Consider the following 12,197-nt stretch of genomic DNA (forward strand, 5'->3'; position numbering starts at 1 on the left):
TGTTTATAAACTTAACGTGGCTGATTTAGTGTTTTTTGTAAATTTAGCAGAAAATCTTTTTTTGTTGGGGCTGCTTTTTGCTTTTCAGCCTGTGGTATAAACAGTACTAATTGAGTGCCAGGCTTTAAAATACTTGATGCAGAGAGTTTGTTCCATTTTGCCAAGTCGCTATGAGGTACATCGTAAAGCTGACTTATACTCCAAAGGCTATCGCCCGACTTAACTTCATAATCTATTTCAATGGTGGGAATCGCAATCTCTTGGTGTTCTAAATAAGGGCTGATTTTGTAATCAACAGTTAATGTGCTTGGCAGGGTTTTAGGTTGTCCAACTAATAACTTTTCTCCAACGCCTATTAAATTATTATTTTTGTTATTAAGTTGTTTTAAAGCTTTTACCGACATACTAAAACGTTTAGCGATGCCGTATAGCGTGTCGTTTTGTTTAACGATGTACTCTCCAGCAAAGTTTGATTTAAAAAACTGACTTTTTAATAAGGCCTCTTGCCCTATAGGCAGCAGTAAAGTATGCGGCCCGTTAGGTGAGCTTTGATTTTTTAAATATCCCTGATTAATCGCGTGTAACTGCTTTGAACCTATACCAGAGAGCTTAGCGATGACTGAAAAGTCGAACTGCTGGCCTATATTCATCTGTGTTGTAAATGGCTTATATGCAAGCTTTGGGCGTTTAATGCCCTTTTGTGGGTGCTTAACTAAATAGCTTAAAGCGAGTAACTTGGGTACGTAGTCGGCGGTTTCTTTTGGCAGACTGAGTGACCAGTAATCGGTGCTTTTACCGCGTTTTTTGTTTTTTTCGATTGCGCGTTTAACGCGGCCCTCACCACTGTTATAAGCAGCCAAAGCATGTAGCCAATTACCATCAAAGCGTTTATGTAAGTAGCTTAAGTAATCAAGTGCAGCATCGGTTGAAGCAAGTACGTCTTGGCGACCGTCGTACCATTGGTCTGACTTAACTCCAAAGTGATGCGCTGTTGCGCCAACTAACTGCCAAACACCAACAGCTTGCTGTGATGAGGCTATCGTTGGTCTAAAATCGCTTTCTACAAATGGTAGTAAAGCGAGCTCCATAGGTAGTTGCTTTTGCTCAATTTTTTTTACGATATGATACAGGTAAGGCGCTGCGCGTTTACTCACAGTTTGTAAGTAGTTAGGTTGCTTTGCGTACCAGCTGATACGCTTTTTTAACGCGCGATTTTGATAAACCGTAAAGTGTAGATTGTTGGCTATATGCACCCACAGATCGGTGGTTTTTGGTGGGCGCTTTTTTACGATTGTTTTTTTGAATTGAAGTGGCGTAACGTGCTCACTAACTTGGGGCGTTTGAGCTACTTCATCATCAATATCATAAGTATAGTCAGGCTCAAAATGAGTAAATATTTGTGGAGCTTCTTGTGGTTCTTGCTCCGTTGATTGACAACCAAATAACAAAATACCCAAACAACATAAAACCAAACTGCGCATAGTGATCACTTTTGTGAATTCCTTTTATTATTTTAACACAATCCGTTGTGTTGAGTTATTCTGCGCTTTTTGCGCGATTTAGGCCAGCTTGTAAAAAGAAGTTGCTCGATTTTATATTAAGCGCTTCTTGTTTATAAGGCTCAATAACTGATTCAGGAAACGACAGCATTAACTGCTCAATACTTTGATCTTTATTGTTTTTAACGTGCTCTGTTATGGCTGTTAAAAATGATAGAGGCTGTTTCAGCTGCTCTTTTGTTAATGTACCGCCGTGCCCAGGTAAAATAATAGTGAGCTTTTCGTCGTTAATATATTGCTTAAGCAACGTTTGCCAACTTTTAAGTTCACCGTGTCCAGGGTAAGGAAGCCAGTCAACGATATCGCCACCAATCAGCACACTGCCATTATTAGTAGTAATAGTTAAATCACCGTTAGTATGGGCTTGCTGCGGCTCAATGGTTATCTCAAAACCACCAAGGTCGATAGTTTTATGATTATCGATTATTATTTTTGGTTCGCCAAGTTGATATTCTTGCCAGCGAAAAAGTCGTTTTTTTGCAAGCTCTAACTTATTTCGCCATTTAGCTTGCTCTTCTTTGGGCACATTCGCTAATCGTTGGTAGCTCAGCTCAATGCTCTTTTCATACGTGTCTAGCTTGTCGGTATATGCTGTTTGATAAAGGTTAAAATTTTTATTTACCTGCTGATGAACAATGAGCTTGGCATCAGGATAAAAATTTTGCATAACCGCCATACCTAGCAAGTGATCGTCATGGTAGTGGGTAGCCACTAAATAGCATAAGGGTGTTTTAAGGCGGTTCTTTAAATCTTCAGCAAGTTGTTCAACTGCAGCAAAATTGGCGCTCGTATCAACAAGTAGGGCACATTTCTCGCCTTCAATTAACACTTGGTTAGAGTCGTAAAAGCGAAGCTTGTCTTGTTGCTTTAAAAACTGAATATGAGGGTTTATTGTATTCCAAGTGACGGCAGCATAGGTGCTAGGTACTATTGATAATAAAGTGCATGCTAATAGTAAGTGCTTACATGAAGAGGCTATGTTTGAAAGTTTTAACTTCATTTATTATCTCTACGCTGATGTTTAATTACTTTAATAATAAACAAAAAGCGCAGTATGCGCTTTTTATTTTTGGTGTTTGGGGTCATTTGCCAAATGCTGACTGAGTTTATCAATCATTTGGTCTTGATGCTGTTGCTCAACTGTAGCCTGTGTTTTTGCTTCTAGCAATTCGTGGCTTAAGTTTAATGCTGCCATTAGTAGGGCTTTTTGATCGTTTCTAACGGTTGAGCGTTGCTTCATTTGCTCAACTAAGTCATTTAGATTTTTAGCTGCTGCTATTAATGCATCTTCCTGCCCTTCAGGGCAAGCAAATTGCTGCTCTTTACCTAGCAACTCAACAGTGACCCGCTGGTTTTGCAGCTCAGACATTAGCTAGCCTGTTGTGCGCTTTGTAACTTATCAAGAAGACCAGATAAAGTAGTGCTGGCATCTTTTTGCTTTTCTTCATTTTCTAAAGCTTCAAGTTGTAGCAATTCGTTGTCATCGCTTAGTTTAGTGTTCTGTTCTTTTAAAGTAACAACATCTGTTTGTAATTGGTTATTACGTTCGATTAAAGAATCGATCAGTTGTTCGAGTTGTTGAAGAGTAGTGTTATTCATAAAGGCGCTCATATAACTGTAATTAATGTCATGCAAATGTAAAGCAAAGTGTGTTGATTTGCCAGCATTTACGGTGGTTTTAGCTGATTTTTCTTTTGCGTTAAGGGATAATTCAGCATATGGGCTTTTTCATTCAGAAATGGTTCACTTAAACACTCTCTTATCTTGGTGTAAGTTGCCAAAGCCTAGTGCTTATGGTTCACTTACGATATTAAATTGCGTATGGCGAAAATAAATAATGCTTAGTTACAGACACTCATTTCATGCGGGTAATCCTGCCGATGTACTTAAACACTTAGTACTGGCACAAGTGCTAAATTATCAAACAATTAAAGATAAACCGCTTGATTATATAGACACACATTCAGGTGCTGGCTTTTTTGAACTTGCAGCTGCCGATGCGCAAAAAACGCAAGAGTATCAAGATGGTATTGAAAAACTTTGGCATCATAAAAGTGAGCATGCTGAGCTTAATGAATACATTGAATTAATTAAGTCATTTAACGACACTGACGAACTTGCGTTTTATCCAGGTTCACCAAAAATTGCAGAGCACTACTTACGCCGCCAAGATAAGGGTTGGTTTTTTGAACTGCACCCGCGCGATTTATTATTACTTGAAGAAAACATGCAAGGTAAGCGATCTATTCGTGTACGTGGAGAGGATGGTTTTGCAGGCTTAGTTGGTTTGTTACCACCAGCATCTCGCAGAGCGTGTGTATTAATTGATCCTCCATACGAAATTAAAGATGACTACGAAACGGTTGTAAAAACCTTAGTTAAAGCTCATCAGCGCTTTGCTACAGGTACTTACATGATTTGGTATCCGGTTGTTGATAGAGAACGCATTGATAATATGGAGCAGGGCTTAATTGATTCAGGAATGCGCAACATTCAGTTATTTGAATTAGGCACTGAAGCCGATACTGATGTACACGGTATGACAGCATCGGGCATGATTGTAATTAATCCTCCATGGAAGCTAAAGCAAACAATGGATGCAATAATGCCTGAACTTGTTAGTTTGTTAAGTGAGCCAAGTGGTTTTTACAGAAGTGAACAACTCGTTGATGAGTAACTTTAAATAGCGCTTATAACGAATAATAAAATGCCCAGCTTTGCTGGGCATTTTATTTAAAATCAATACGAATGTGTTAGGTAATATTTATATAAGGGAGCTAAATATTAATTAAAATAAACCGCACTAAAAGTAGCAAGTGTATTACCGCGACTGTTTTTAAGTTTTAGTGATTCACCTGTTATTTCCCACTTTGAAGTTTTGCTAAGTACGTCAGACATAGCCGCTTCTTGGCTCATATTATCCGAGCACATCTTTTTTGTACTTGCTAGCTGACTAAGTGTAATTGTTTGCTGCTCGGTACTATAGCTACCGCTAAAATTATTACAGCCTAAAAAGCCATTAACGCGGTGGTCTTTATTGAACTGAATGAATGGTTCTTTAGTTGTAACATTCACAGTTTGAGCATTTATTGTTATTGCTTTCCAGTAAGTATTTGTGAGTGTTACATCGGGTTTTTGAGTCGACACTTTTGAAAGCTCAATTTTATAGGGGGTAGTTAACTGTGATTCTGCAAACGGGTCATGATTTGTTGTACTTGTGTAAAGCACTTTGTCTTTATTTATAATTCTGGCGCTTAGGCTATAGCGATGTTTATCGCTAATTTTGCTGGCATCATAAATTAGCTCAACGGTAAATGGCGGGGCTTGGGTTACATCAATCACTTCTTGTGTGATTATATCGGCTTTTACATCCATTTTAGATACATTGGAAAGCGTAACTATTAATTGCGAGCCAGGGCGAAGCATACTGCGATCTTTGTAGCTAGCTTGGATAGTTAGGCTGGTTATTGCTTCTGCAATTTCTGTGTTTTCAGTCGATTTAGTTTGCTCACCGCAGACAGTTACTGCAAAAGCGCTAAGCGCCAATAAGCCAATCCCTGCAACTGCCTTTTTACGCGAAGATACTGCTTGATGCTTTTCCATGTTGGTTATCCTTACTCAATATTATGTCCTTAGTGTATTACCTAGTTACTTAATCATTCCTTAACTTATTTTAAACATAAAAAAAGGCGCATTAGCGCCTTTAATAATTAAAAACAAACGATTATTTTTTAACAAACTTAGTTAAAATAACAATGCGCTGGCCGTCAACTCGCCCTTCAATATGTTCAGGGTTGCTGGTTAGGCCAATATTACGAACAGCTGTTCCACGTTTAGCTGTAAGGCTACTACCTTTAACGTCTAAGTCTTTAATTAGGGTAACAGTATCGCCTGCTTGAAGTACTACACCGTTGCTATCTACATGCTTTAAATCGTCATCTTCAGCAAGTGCTTTTTTAGCCCACGTTAGCGTATCTTCTTCAAGGTAAATCATGTCTAGCGCATCTTGTGCCCAGCCATTATCAGGCGCTAAACGCGAAAGCATTCTGTAAGCTACAACTTGTACTGCAGGAGTTTGGCTCCACATGCTATCGTTTAAACAGTGCCAATGTGTAGGCGTTATTTCGCTGTTATTCTCGATTTGATCTTTACATGTTTGACACGTGTAAATACATTTATCTGAGTGGGTTTCAGTTACCGGTGGTACTTCATAAACAGATAAGTTCTCGGTGGCTGCACACAATTCACATTGATTATTACTACGTTCGATTAAGGCTTTTTCAATACTCATGGGGCTCTTTCTGATTCTGGTCGAGTTAACATTTACTGCTATTGTACTCCAAAACACGAGCTCTGCGCCATTAGTCCCTTAATTTTGTGTGGGTATATTACTCATATACTTATCTTCAATACTTTTTATATATCCTTGAGCGTGAAGGTTTTTAATTGCTAGGTTTATTTGGGGCAATAACCCTTTATGTTTGCTCAATAAACGAATTCTTAAAAAACCATGGGAATGCTGTGCGCCAAAGGCAATGTTTATCCCTAACTGCTTTGCCCAATAGAGCGCAGTTAACTTACCTATTAGTGCTGCTTCTACACGGTTTCTTGATAGAGCGGTCATAAGTTCTTTCTCGGATGGAAAGTCAACACGCTCAAAGGTGTTGTCATTAAAGTAATAGTAACCTAGTACTGTTCCTATATTTTTGCCCTTTAAGCTATCAGCGTTTTGCCAGTTCTGGGCATTTTGAGGCAAGGTAACAATCATTTCTGTGGCATAAATAAGGGGCTCTGAAAAAACATAACGAGAGTCATTTCTCTCATCCTTTGGGAGCCATTCTAATGAAATAACATCAAAATCGATTATTTCATCTTGTAAATATTTGGTAATACGCTTTGTGGGTAGGTCGATATGAGAAGCTGCAATATTTGTATCATCGAGTGCTTTTTCAATAATTTCGGGTAATACACCAGGCTTTTCTGGATCATTTGTATAATATGGATAATGACTACCTGACGCGCTAACATTGTATTTGAGGGGAGTAGGGTTAATGCTGGCATAGCTAAAAAATACAAATAGCAGAGGGCTCAGTACTAATAACCGAATAAAATTAGCCAAATCTCCACCTTTTATATTAATATTTTTATATTAGTGTTATGTAATTTTAACATTTTTGCAATGACGACTATGTTTATCTTATGCGAGTTGCATTAAAGTACACATATTATTGGCTGTTTTGCCATCTCTTATTTATAGGTTTAGAGCCAAGTGAAATTAAATAACATACCTGATGAGGTACAAAAAATAACTCAGTTTGTCGCGCGGCAACCTATTTTTGATATAGACCAGAATGTTTTCTCGTACGAACTGCTTTATCGAGACTCAGCCAACAATGCGTTTCCTGTGGGCACTTCTGATGTGCATGCGACAAGCCGCCTGTTTTTTAATGCATTAATGTTGGTAGGTTTAGATAGACTTACCGCGCATCATTTAGCTTTTATAAACTTGTCATCAGAAACTATTCTCGATAACTTTCCCAAACTTTTATTGCCAGAAAATAGTGTTATTGAAATAGTAGAGCGCACGGGCAATATTCCTGCGGTTGCTGAGCGTGTGCAAGAACTTAAAAAAGAAGGGTATGTTTTTGCACTTGATGATTACGATGGCGATCCAAAATGGGAGCCACTATTAGCACATGTTGATTACATAAAAATTGAGATAGATGATCCGGTTATTAAAACCAATATGCGCATTAAAAAAATAAAACGCGCAAATCCACATGCAAAAATAATTGTTGAACGAATAGAGACGCATGAACAATTTAATATATTAAAATTGGCAGGCTGTGATTTATTTCAGGGGTTCTTTTTTTCTCGCCCAGAAATGATTACGTATAAAGGTGTAGAGCCTTCAAAGTTAACTGTTTTTGATCTATTGCGTTTTACAGCAAAACAAAAACTTTGCTTTAAAGAAGTTCATCAACGAGTGGCCAGAGATGTAGCTATAACAGCCAGGGTTTTAAAGCTGGCTAACGCGCGTTCAGGCAAAGCAAATTTAGTTATTACTTCTATTTCACAAGCGGTTATTTATTTAGGTGAAGACACAATAAGGCAATTTGTTCGCGTATTAGCAATTAGTGAGTTGGGGGTCGAAAAACCAACCGAATTAACTAAGCTTGCTTTAACGCGGGCTCAATTTATGTCGCTTATTTTAGAGCAAAATAATAAAGAGCTGACCGAGCAAGGGTATCTAGTGGGTTTGTTCTCGGTGCTTGATGCTATTTTAGATGCTGATTTAAAAGACATAGTTAAAGAGTTTACCTTAGATGCTGCAATATCAGATGCTTTGCTACTTGAAAAAGGCACTTTAGGTGAGTGTTTATCGCTTATAAAAGAATTTGAATTAGATAATGTAGATGAAGCTATGGTCCATTTGGCCAACATAAACTCAGAGCTACACATTGGCGATATATTTAATTTTTTACTGGATGCTGTTTTATACAGTGACGACATTATTGAGGCAATAGCAGAATAAATATGCGTAATTGGTTGTCGGTTATAAGTGTAGTGGTTGCTCTTTGTTTATTGTTTCCTGGTATTACAAAACCAGTATTAACAATAGAGGGCAACATAGATAAATCAAAACTAGCGCAAGCGGGTATTGAAATGCTGGCTGAAGAGGGCGATGGTCGAACTCGCAGTATGCTAATGATGTTCTCGAACATGCTAGGGCTTGATAAGTTAGAAGGTGAGATTAGCGCCTATAACAAAACACAAAGTATTTTAGGCACAGTTAAAGAGCTTGCTAGCAATAATAATTTATTTGTAGCCGCTTTAGTGGGGTTGTTTTCTATTGTTATTCCAAGCTTGAAGCTGCTATTACAATTGCTTTATTGTTGCCTACCTTTGAATGGGTTTAAGCAAAAGCTCGGTCTGGTTATTTGTGCATTAAGTAAGTGGAGCATGGTTGATGTATTTGTTATTGCATTAATAGTGACTTACTTAGCAGGTAACGCCCATGGTAAAAGTGGTGAGCTACTTGTTATGAATGCACAATTTGGTGAAGGGTTTTGGTATTTTAGCGCATATTGTATATTTGCAATTATCGCGAGTAACTTAATTAAAACACCTGATAAACCGCAGTCTACATAATTAAAGTATTTGTGGTTGCCGTTAGGTTACCTTACAATCATTTTAAAGTTTATTAAAAGGCATAATGTTGCAACGTTTTTACTCTAGTTTACTCATGATAACTTTACTGCTCACTTTTGTGGGTCAGGCAGTTGCGTCTGTAGCTATGGTATGCGAAATGCCACATATGCCAACTAAAACAGCAATGCATGCCCAAATGCCAATGACACAAAGTAGTGATGCAACAGCTGTCGCTAGCATGTCTGAAAATATGATGCAGATGGATTGTTGCGACGACGAAAGTACGCCACAAAATGACTGTAAATGCCCTATGAGTGGCTGCGCTGCTAACTCAATGCTTAATGTTGATACTTTATTTAGCGTTACTTTACTTGAATCTGAAAAAGTAAATGTACGTGTATTTACTACACAAATTAATATACCTCGTTCACTCTATCGCCCTCCTATGTCTGCTTAATAGCAGGATAGGTGTATGTAAAAATTGCGATAACCCCGTTTATTGGTAACTCCTAAACACCTTTTTTGCTTCCTAATTTAAGATTTTCTTTTATTTTTAGATGGAGCAGGTGATGAACCACGCTGTAAGTATTAAAGTCGTATTATGTAGTGTTGTGTTATTTAGCACAGCTGTTAATGCGCAAAATAACCTAAATACCGAAATGCTAAAGCAAACTAGTAATGAGCAAACGCTTAGCTTAACGCAAGCGCTTAATTATGCGCTAACGCATGAGCCATGGCTAAAAGCGAGTGGCTACCAAGAAGATGCTGCAATAGCGCAAAGCATTGCCGCAGGCACCTTACCCGATCCTGTTTTAACGGTTGGCTTACTCAACTTACCTACTAACGGTTATGCGTTTGACCAAGAAGGGATGACGCAGCTTAAAGTTGATTTGAGCCAAAAGTTTAGCCGAGGGAATAGTTTAGCGCTTAGACAAAAAGCATTAGCACAGTCTGCTCAACAATACCCTTGGCAGCGCGCCGATCGCTTAGCACAAGTAAAAGCAATTGTGATTGAGTCGTGGTTAAACGCGTATCGTGCTCAGCGAAGTATTGCTTTAATTGAGCTAGATAAAGGGCTATTTACTCAACTTATTGACATTACCGAAGCAAGCTACGCAAGCACCTTAGGTAAAACACGTCAGCAAGATATTATTCGTGCGCAATTAGAACTCACCCGTCTTGAAGATAAGCTGGTTATGCTTGAGCAGCAATTTGAAAGTGCTAAAAACCGCTTAGCACAGTGGTTACCTATGGATATGCTTATGCAGCCTTTAAATACTGAGTTTACTAAAACCGCAGGGCTGGTTGATTTTGCGAGCCTTGAATTTGATGAGCTAATACAGTTGCTTATGACGCATCCCGCAATTATTGCGATAGATAAAACCGTAACGGCAAAGCAAACCGAAGTTGCACTCGCTAAGCAAAGCTACAAACCTCAGATGGGCGTTAATGTGGGTTATGGTTACCGAGATGATACCCCGATGGGTGAGTCGCGAGCTGATTTACTCTCTGTAGGGTTTAGTATTGATTTGCCATTGTTTACTGATAACAGACAAGATCAACAGGTTAAATCGGCTATTGCTAGTGCAGAAGCTACTAAAACACAAAAGCTGGTGGCGCTTCAAAAACTCAAAGGCATGTACTTTAAGGAGTTTAGCCAACTCGCTCGTTTGCAAAAACGCGATGCGCTTTATCAAAATACGTTATTACCGCAAATGTCAGAGCAATCTCAGGCAACACTAAATGCTTATACACGCGACGACGGGGATTTTTCTGACGTGATGCGCGCGCGCATTAGTGAACTTAACGCCAAAATTGATGCACTGAATATTCAAGTAGATCAACATATTATTACCGCCCGCCTTAATTATTATGCAAGTAGCTTAGACCCCCAAGTAATGAGCGAGCAAACTGGAGAATTACACAATGAATACTAATTTAAAGTTACTTGTTGCCGCCTTAGTTGGCGCAGGCGCCTTTGGGTTAATAGGCAGCTTAGTAATGCAGTTTTTACCTAGCAACTCGGCAATGAATGAACAACAAAGCGCAGACAAACAGCCCTTATATTGGGTAGCCCCTATGGATAGTAATTACAGGCGTGACGCGCCAGGGCTTTCGCCAATGGGAATGGATTTAGTACCTGTGTATGAAAACGCTAGCAAGGCTCAGGATGGACCAGGTGCTGTAACTATTTCGCCTGCAGTAGTTAATAACTTTGGTGTAAGAACTGCCAAAGTGCAGCTTAAAACACTTCACAGCGATATAAATACTGTGGGTTATGTGCAATATAACCAAGACCAACTTATTCACATTCATCCGCGTGTAGAAGGCTGGATTGAAAGTTTATATGTTAAAGCACAAGGTGCAGAAGTTAAAGCCGGTGAGCCTTTATATACATTGTATTCACCACAATTGGTGAACGCACAGGAAGAGCTTTTATTGGCAGTTAATCGTAATAATACCGTGTTAATTCGCGCTGCAAAGGCGCGTTTAGAGTCGTTAAATGTGTCTGATGGATTTATCGAGCGCTTACAAAAAAATAAAAAGATAATGCAAAATATTACTTTTTACGCAAAGCAAAGTGGTGTGGTAGATGAGCTAACAGTACGAGAAGGCTTTTACGTTAAACCAGGCACATCAATGATGAGTATTGCCCAGCTTGATGAAATCTGGGTAGAGGCACAAGTGTTCGAGCGCCAATCAGAACAAGTGAGTGTTGGGTTGCCCGTTACAATGACGCTTGATTACTTAAAAGATCAAAAGTGGGAAGGTAAGGTTGATTACATTTACCCCGCGCTTGATGCTAAAAACCGGACTCTGCGTGTAAGGCTTAGGTTTGAAAATGCAGATCATCGGTTAAAACCAAATATGTTTGCACAAGTGAGCATTCACGCTAAAGCGAGTAAGGCGCAATTTACAGTCCCTAAAGAAGCGGTAATTCGCACGCAGCATCAAAACCGTGTGGTTATTGCATTAGGTGAGGGTCGTTTTAAATCGGTAGAAGTTGAAGTTGGGCAAATTAATAGTAATGAAGCTGTCATTTTGTCAGGTGTAATGACAGGTGACACGGTAGTGACTTCAGCGCAATTTTTAATAGACTCTGAATCGAGTAAAAGCTCCGACTTTAAACGAATGGAAATGCCTAGTTCTAGTATTAACTCAGGTATGAGTTCGGATTCTGGTTCAGACTCAAATATGAACATGGATATGCAGCCACAAAACGCCACGGTTAACGGCACTATTAATGCCATAGATACACAAAATCGCATTATTAATATTAGCCGAGAAGCCATTGAAAAATGGAATCGAGAACCCGCCACAATGGACTTTGTATTAGCGCCAGATATTGATATTAGTCAGTTTGAAAATGCCCAGTATATTAATTTTACTTTTAGCATTATTAACGATGAATTTGTAATTACTAAAGCGCAAAACGCAGAGCCGATTGATCATTCTACTATGCAACATAGTTCTCACTAGGAGCCA

13 protein-coding genes are annotated in these 12,197 nt (G+C 38.9%); 6 read left to right on the forward strand and 7 right to left on the reverse strand.

Annotated features, from left to right (window positions below):
- Window positions 1-11 precede the first annotated feature (11 nt).
- The 4 genes from I6E85_RS03595 to I6E85_RS03610 all read right to left on the reverse strand — a co-directional run bounded on the left by I6E85_RS03595 (window position 12) and on the right by I6E85_RS03610 (window position 3,158).
- Window positions 12-1,481 carry a LysM peptidoglycan-binding domain-containing protein gene (locus tag I6E85_RS03595; RefSeq protein ID WP_024590580.1) on the reverse strand — a complete coding sequence of 490 codons (1,470 nt, stop codon included), beginning with the start codon at window positions 1,479-1,481 and terminating at the stop codon, window positions 12-14.
- 55 nt (window positions 1,482-1,536) lie between these two features.
- Window positions 1,537-2,559, reverse strand: a complete 1,023-nt coding sequence (locus tag I6E85_RS03600) for an MBL fold metallo-hydrolase (protein WP_024590581.1) — start codon at window positions 2,557-2,559, stop codon at window positions 1,537-1,539.
- 63 nt (window positions 2,560-2,622) lie between these two features.
- Window positions 2,623-2,928 carry a cell division protein ZapA gene (locus I6E85_RS03605; RefSeq protein ID WP_007586447.1) on the reverse strand — a complete coding sequence of 102 codons (306 nt, stop codon included), beginning with the start codon at window positions 2,926-2,928 and terminating at the stop codon, window positions 2,623-2,625.
- Window positions 2,928-3,158 (reverse strand): hypothetical protein, encoded by a 231-nt coding sequence (locus I6E85_RS03610; RefSeq protein WP_007586448.1) that lies wholly within the window; start codon window positions 3,156-3,158, stop codon window positions 2,928-2,930. Before I6E85_RS03610 ends, I6E85_RS03605 begins: the two co-directional genes overlap by 1 nt.
- A gap of 238 nt (window positions 3,159-3,396) precedes the next feature.
- Between I6E85_RS03610 and I6E85_RS03615 the strand changes: the two genes are divergently transcribed.
- Window positions 3,397-4,236 (forward strand): 23S rRNA (adenine(2030)-N(6))-methyltransferase RlmJ, encoded by an 840-nt coding sequence (locus tag I6E85_RS03615; protein ID WP_007586449.1) that lies wholly within the window; start codon window positions 3,397-3,399, stop codon window positions 4,234-4,236.
- A gap of 107 nt (window positions 4,237-4,343) precedes the next feature.
- Here I6E85_RS03615 and I6E85_RS03620 read toward each other — a convergent pair whose 3' ends face one another.
- The 3 genes from I6E85_RS03620 to I6E85_RS03630 all read right to left on the reverse strand — a co-directional run bounded on the left by I6E85_RS03620 (window position 4,344) and on the right by I6E85_RS03630 (window position 6,678).
- The gene (locus tag I6E85_RS03620; protein WP_024590582.1) at window positions 4,344-5,162 is read right to left on the reverse strand and encodes an META domain-containing protein; all 819 of its coding nucleotides are present in this window, start codon (window positions 5,160-5,162) and stop codon (window positions 4,344-4,346) included.
- 121 nt (window positions 5,163-5,283) lie between these two features.
- Window positions 5,284-5,850 carry a PhnA domain-containing protein gene (locus tag I6E85_RS03625; protein WP_007586451.1) on the reverse strand — a complete coding sequence of 189 codons (567 nt, stop codon included), beginning with the start codon at window positions 5,848-5,850 and terminating at the stop codon, window positions 5,284-5,286.
- A gap of 78 nt (window positions 5,851-5,928) precedes the next feature.
- Window positions 5,929-6,678 carry an ABC transporter substrate-binding protein gene (locus tag I6E85_RS03630; protein WP_024590583.1) on the reverse strand — a complete coding sequence of 250 codons (750 nt, stop codon included), beginning with the start codon at window positions 6,676-6,678 and terminating at the stop codon, window positions 5,929-5,931.
- Window positions 6,679-6,828: 150 nt separating this feature from the next.
- Here I6E85_RS03630 and I6E85_RS03635 point away from each other — a divergent pair, with 150 nt between their 5' ends.
- From I6E85_RS03635 to I6E85_RS03655, 5 genes are all read left to right on the forward strand, one after another.
- Entirely contained in the window at window positions 6,829-8,094 is a 1,266-nt protein-coding gene (locus tag I6E85_RS03635; protein ID WP_197236610.1) for an EAL and HDOD domain-containing protein, read from the forward strand.
- Window positions 8,095-8,096: 2 nt separating this feature from the next.
- Window positions 8,097-8,711 (forward strand): paraquat-inducible protein A, encoded by a 615-nt coding sequence (locus I6E85_RS03640; RefSeq protein WP_010554372.1) that lies wholly within the window; start codon window positions 8,097-8,099, stop codon window positions 8,709-8,711.
- A 94-nt stretch (window positions 8,712-8,805) separates the two neighbouring features.
- Window positions 8,806-9,168, forward strand: a complete 363-nt coding sequence (locus I6E85_RS03645) for a hypothetical protein (RefSeq protein WP_306790319.1) — start codon at window positions 8,806-8,808, stop codon at window positions 9,166-9,168.
- Between the two features lie 112 nt (window positions 9,169-9,280).
- Window positions 9,281-10,648 (forward strand): TolC family protein, encoded by a 1,368-nt coding sequence (locus I6E85_RS03650; RefSeq protein ID WP_024590586.1) that lies wholly within the window; start codon window positions 9,281-9,283, stop codon window positions 10,646-10,648.
- Window positions 10,638-12,191, forward strand: a complete 1,554-nt coding sequence (locus tag I6E85_RS03655; protein ID WP_024590587.1) for an efflux RND transporter periplasmic adaptor subunit — start codon at window positions 10,638-10,640, stop codon at window positions 12,189-12,191. Before I6E85_RS03650 ends, I6E85_RS03655 begins: the two co-directional genes overlap by 11 nt.
- Window positions 12,192-12,197 lie beyond the last annotated feature (6 nt).

It is taken from the genome of Pseudoalteromonas sp. NZS71 (assembly GCF_015864715.1).
GTDB lineage: Bacteria > Pseudomonadota > Gammaproteobacteria > Enterobacterales > Alteromonadaceae > Pseudoalteromonas > Pseudoalteromonas arctica.

What these genes read in the sequence shown, in the direction of transcription:
- I6E85_RS03595 (WP_024590580.1), bottom strand. Translation starts at nt 1,481, where the DNA reads ATGCGCAGTTTGGTTTTATGTTGTTTGGGTATTTTGTTATTTGGTTGT.
- I6E85_RS03600 (WP_024590581.1), bottom strand. Translation starts at nt 2,559, where the DNA reads ATGAAGTTAAAACTTTCAAACATAGCCTCTTCATGTAAGCACTTACTA.
- I6E85_RS03605 (WP_007586447.1), bottom strand. Translation starts at nt 2,928, where the DNA reads ATGTCTGAGCTGCAAAACCAGCGGGTCACTGTTGAGTTGCTAGGTAAA.
- I6E85_RS03610 (WP_007586448.1), bottom strand. Translation starts at nt 3,158, where the DNA reads ATGAATAACACTACTCTTCAACAACTCGAACAACTGATCGATTCTTTA.
- I6E85_RS03615 (WP_007586449.1), top strand. Translation starts at nt 3,397, where the DNA reads ATGCTTAGTTACAGACACTCATTTCATGCGGGTAATCCTGCCGATGTA.
- I6E85_RS03620 (WP_024590582.1), bottom strand. Translation starts at nt 5,162, where the DNA reads ATGGAAAAGCATCAAGCAGTATCTTCGCGTAAAAAGGCAGTTGCAGGG.
- I6E85_RS03625 (WP_007586451.1), bottom strand. Translation starts at nt 5,850, where the DNA reads ATGAGTATTGAAAAAGCCTTAATCGAACGTAGTAATAATCAATGTGAA.
- I6E85_RS03640 (WP_010554372.1), top strand. Translation starts at nt 8,097, where the DNA reads ATGCGTAATTGGTTGTCGGTTATAAGTGTAGTGGTTGCTCTTTGTTTA.
- I6E85_RS03645 (WP_306790319.1), top strand. Translation starts at nt 8,806, where the DNA reads ATGATAACTTTACTGCTCACTTTTGTGGGTCAGGCAGTTGCGTCTGTA.
- I6E85_RS03650 (WP_024590586.1), top strand. Translation starts at nt 9,281, where the DNA reads ATGAACCACGCTGTAAGTATTAAAGTCGTATTATGTAGTGTTGTGTTA.
- I6E85_RS03655 (WP_024590587.1), top strand. Translation starts at nt 10,638, where the DNA reads ATGAATACTAATTTAAAGTTACTTGTTGCCGCCTTAGTTGGCGCAGGC.